The organism is Bacteroides sp. CAG:189 (assembly GCF_000432295.1).
Taxonomy (GTDB): Bacteria; Bacteroidota; Bacteroidia; order Bacteroidales; family Bacteroidaceae; genus Bacteroides; species Bacteroides salyersiae.
Genome location: NZ_HF991068.1, coordinates 1 through 4,201, shown reverse-complemented (window position 1 = coordinate 4,201; position 4,201 = coordinate 1). Strand labels below are relative to the sequence as shown.

The following is a 4,201-nucleotide window of genomic DNA, read 5'->3' as shown; positions in this document are numbered from 1 at the left end:
CGAACTCTGCAATGCGTAAAGTTGCCCGTGTACGTTTGACTAACCAAAAAGAGGTTAACTCATACATTCCGGGAGAAGGACACAACTTGCAGGAACACTCTATCGTATTGGTACGCGGTGGTCGTGTAAAAGACCTTCCGGGTGTGCGTTATCACATCGTTCGTGGTACTCTTGATACAGCAGGTGTAGCCGGACGTACTCAAAGACGTTCTAAATACGGTGCTAAACGTCCGAAACCGGGACAAGCAGCAGCTCCTGCAAAAGGAAAGAAAAAATAAAGAATAATTTCAAGTAATAACTTTCGTTTTAGTTTGTTGGAATAAGCTATAAGGTTGAGTAAATTCTCCGGTGGGAGAGTTGAAGACGTCGAAAAATAGACAACCAAAAACAAAAAACATTATTTTTCAAACAAATGAGAAAAGCTAAACCCAAAAAACGCGTTATCCTGCCGGATCCCGTTTACAATGATCAAAAGGTTTCAAAATTTGTGAATCACTTGATGTATGATGGTAAGAAAAATACATCTTATGAAATCTTTTACGCTGCTTTAGAAACAGTTAAAACAAAACTTCCTAACGAGGAAAAATCAGCTCTTGAAATTTGGAAAAAAGCGTTGGATAACGTGACTCCGCAAGTTGAAGTTAAGTCTCGCCGTGTAGGTGGTGCTACTTTCCAAGTTCCTACAGAAATCCGTCCGGATCGTAAAGAGTCAATTTCAATGAAAAATTTGATTTTGTTTGCTCGTAAAAGAGGTGGCAAATCAATGGCTGATAAACTTGCTGCCGAAATCATGGATGCATTCAATGAACAAGGTGGTGCTTACAAACGTAAAGAAGATATGCATAGAATGGCTGAAGCTAACCGTGCATTTGCTCATTTTAGATTCTAATGCTATAAGAAATAACCAATTCAGATTAAAAACTTAAAGTAAAGGAAGAACAAAATGGCAAAGAATGATTTACATTTGACTCGTAATATCGGTATCATGGCTCACATCGATGCCGGAAAAACAACTACTTCTGAACGTATCCTGTTTTACACCGGATTGACTCATAAAATTGGTGAGGTGCATGATGGCGCTGCTACAATGGACTGGATGGCTCAGGAGCAGGAACGTGGTATTACTATTACATCTGCTGCTACAACGACCAGATGGAAATATGATGGTAATACGTATAAAATCAACTTGATTGATACTCCGGGACACGTTGACTTTACTGCCGAGGTAGAGCGTTCATTGCGTGTTCTTGATGGTGCTGTAGCTGCTTACTGTGCGGTAGGTGGTGTAGAACCGCAGTCGGAGACTGTATGGCGTCAGGCTGATAAATATAATGTACCGCGTATTGCGTACGTTAATAAAATGGACCGCTCTGGTGCTAATTTCTTTGATGTAGTAAGCCAGATGAAATCCGTTTTGGGTGCTAATCCGTGTCCGGTTGTGATCCCTATCGGTGCAGAAGAATCTTTCAAAGGGCTGGTTGATCTGATCAAGATGAAAGCTATCTACTGGCATGATGAGACAATGGGCGCTGACTATACAGTGGAAGAAATTCCTGCTAATCTCGTAGATGAAGCTCAGGAATGGAGAGACAAGATGTTGGAGAAAGTGGCAGAGTTTGATGATGCTTTGATGGAGAAATATTTCGATGATCCTTCTACTATTACTGAAGAAGAAATCTTGAGAGCTCTTCGTAATGCAACTGTTCGGATGGCTGTTGTCCCGATGCTTTGCGGTTCTTCGTTTAAGAATAAAGGTGTGCAGACGTTACTTGATTATGTTTGTGCTTTCCTGCCTTCTCCTTTGGATACAGAGAACGTGATCGGTACAAATCCGAATACGGGTGCTGAAGAAGACCGTAAACCGAGTGAGGATGAGAAAACTTCTGCTTTGGCGTTTAAAATCGCAACTGACCCTTATGTAGGCCGTTTGACTTTCTTCCGTGTATATTCTGGTAAGATTGAAGCTGGCTCTTATATTTATAACTCTCGTTCGGGTAAGAAAGAGCGTGTGTCTCGTCTGTTCCAGATGCACTCAAACAAGCAGAATCCGGTAGAGGTGATTAGCGCTGGTGATATCGGTGCTGGTGTTGGTTTCAAAGATATTCACACAGGTGATACTCTTTGCGACGAGACTGCTCCTATCGTACTTGAATCTATGGACTTCCCGGAACCGGTAATTGGTATCGCTGTTGAGCCTAAGACTCAGAAGGATATGGATAAACTGTCTAACGGTTTAGCTAAGTTAGCTGAAGAAGACCCGACGTTCACTGTGAAAACTGACGAACAGACTGGTCAGACGGTTATTTCCGGTATGGGTGAGCTTCACTTGGATATTATTATCGACCGTTTGAAACGTGAGTTTAAGGTAGAATGTAACCAAGGTAAGCCACAGGTAAACTATAAGGAGGCTATTACTAAGACGGTTAATCTCCGCGAAGTTTATAAGAAACAGTCTGGAGGTCGTGGTAAGTTTGCTGATATCATCGTAAATATCGGTCCGGTTGATGAAGATTTCAAAGAAGGCGGATTGCAGTTTGTTGACGAAGTGAAAGGTGGTAATATTCCTAAAGAATTTATCCCTGCTGTACAGAAAGGCTTTGCGAGTGCAATGAAAAATGGTGTATTGGCCGGTTATCCGCTTGATTCACTGAAGGTGACTTTGGTTGACGGTTCGTTCCATCCGGTTGACTCTGACCAGTTGTCATTTGAAATCTGTGCTATTCAGGCTTATAAAAATGCTTGTGCTAAGGCGGGTCCTGTTTTGATGGAGCCTATTATGAAACTGGAAGTTGTAACTCCGGAAGAGAATATGGGTGACGTTATTGGTGACTTGAACAAACGTCGCGGACAAGTTGAAGGTATGGAATCAAGCCGTTCTGGTGCCCGTATTGTGAAAGCAATGGTTCCGTTGGCAGAAATGTTCGGTTATGTAACCGCATTGCGTACCATCACTTCCGGTCGCGCGACCTCATCAATGGTATATTCTCATCATGCTCAAGTTTCTAACTCTATTGCTAAGGCAGTATTGGAAGAAGTTAAAGGACGTGCTGATCTACTCTAATAAAATACTGAAGCAGCAGGCTAGCGAATGACTCTTAGCCTGCCGCTGTCTTATTTATATATATTATTAATTTAAACGAACAATGAGTCAGAAAATTAGAATTAAACTGAAATCTTATGACCACAACTTGGTTGACAAGTCAGCTGAGAAGATCGTGAGAACCGTGAAGGCTACAGGTGCTATCGTTAGTGGCCCGATTCCCCTTCCTACGCACAAGCGTATCTTTACTGTGAACCGTTCGACTTTCGTTAACAAGAAGTCTCGTGAACAGTTCGAACTCTCTTCTTATAAGAGATTGATTGATATCTATAGCTCAACGGCTAAGACTGTAGACGCTCTTATGAAACTGGAGTTGCCGAGTGGTGTAGAAGTAGAAATTAAAGTTTGATAATTAAAAATTAGTGAAATGCCAGGATTATTAGGAAAAAAAATCGGAATGACATCCGTTTTCAGTGCCGAGGGTAAGAATGTACCATGCACTGTTATCGAAGCAGGTCCTTGTGTTGTTACTCAAGTTAAGAGTGTCGAAAAAGATGGCTATGCAGCTGTTCAGTTGGGTACCATGCACTGTTATCGAAGCAGGTCCTTGTGTTGTTACTCAGATTAAGACCGTAGAAAAAGATGGCTATGCGGCTGTGCAGTTGGGTTTCCAGGATAAAAAGGAAAAACATACTACTAAACCGTTGATGGGGCACTTTAAAAAGGCAGGAGTAACACCGAAGAGACACTTGGCCGAGTTCAAAGAATTTGAGAATGAGTTAAACCTTGGTGATGCAGTTACCGTAGAATTGTTCGAAGGCGCTGATTATGTTGATGTAGTCGGAACTTCTAAAGGTAAGGGCTTTCAAGGTGTTGTTAAGAGACACGGCTTTGGTGGTGTAGGCCAGACTACTCACGGTCAGCACAATCGTGCCCGTAAACCGGGTTCTATCGGTGCTTGTTCTTACCCTGCAAAAGTATTCAAAGGAATGCGTATGGGTGGACAAATGGGTGGTGACAGAGTTACCGTTCAAAACTTGCAGGTATTAAAAGTAATCGCGGAGCACAATCTTCTTTTGATTAAGGGTTCTGTACCGGGTTGCAAAGGTTCAATCGTAATAATTGAGAAATAATGGAAGTTAACGTATATAACATTAAAGG

At 41.9% G+C, this 4,201-nt stretch carries 4 protein-coding genes and 1 pseudogene; all 5 read left to right on the top strand.

Annotation, left to right across the window (positions count from 1 at the left end):
• Positions 1-278 (top strand): 30S ribosomal protein S12 (gene rpsL / locus QVP90_RS09600; RefSeq protein ID WP_288204207.1); only part of this gene is annotated, 278 nt, incomplete at its 5' end.
• A gap of 134 nt (positions 279-412) precedes the next feature.
• Positions 413-889, top strand: a complete 477-nt coding sequence (gene rpsG, locus QVP90_RS09595; RefSeq protein ID WP_002558077.1) for a 30S ribosomal protein S7 — start codon at positions 413-415, stop codon at positions 887-889.
• Positions 890-943: 54 nt separating this feature from the next.
• A complete protein-coding gene (fusA, locus tag QVP90_RS09590; protein WP_005929017.1) occupies positions 944-3,061 on the top strand; it encodes an elongation factor G in 2,118 nt (705 codons plus the stop codon).
• 82 nt (positions 3,062-3,143) lie between these two features.
• Entirely contained in the window at positions 3,144-3,449 is a 306-nt protein-coding gene (gene rpsJ / locus QVP90_RS09585; protein ID WP_002558075.1) for a 30S ribosomal protein S10, read from the top strand.
• Positions 3,450-3,467: 18 nt separating this feature from the next.
• Positions 3,468-4,173 (top strand): annotated as a pseudogene (gene rplC / locus QVP90_RS09580) (50S ribosomal protein L3).
• Positions 4,174-4,201 lie beyond the last annotated feature (28 nt).

Excerpts from the sequence above, each read along its gene's own strand:
- rpsG (WP_002558077.1), top strand. The coding sequence starts at position 413 with ATGAGAAAAGCTAAACCCAAAAAACGCGTTATCCTGCCGGATCCCGTT.
- fusA (WP_005929017.1), top strand. The coding sequence starts at position 944 with ATGGCAAAGAATGATTTACATTTGACTCGTAATATCGGTATCATGGCT.
- rpsJ (WP_002558075.1), top strand. The coding sequence starts at position 3,144 with ATGAGTCAGAAAATTAGAATTAAACTGAAATCTTATGACCACAACTTG.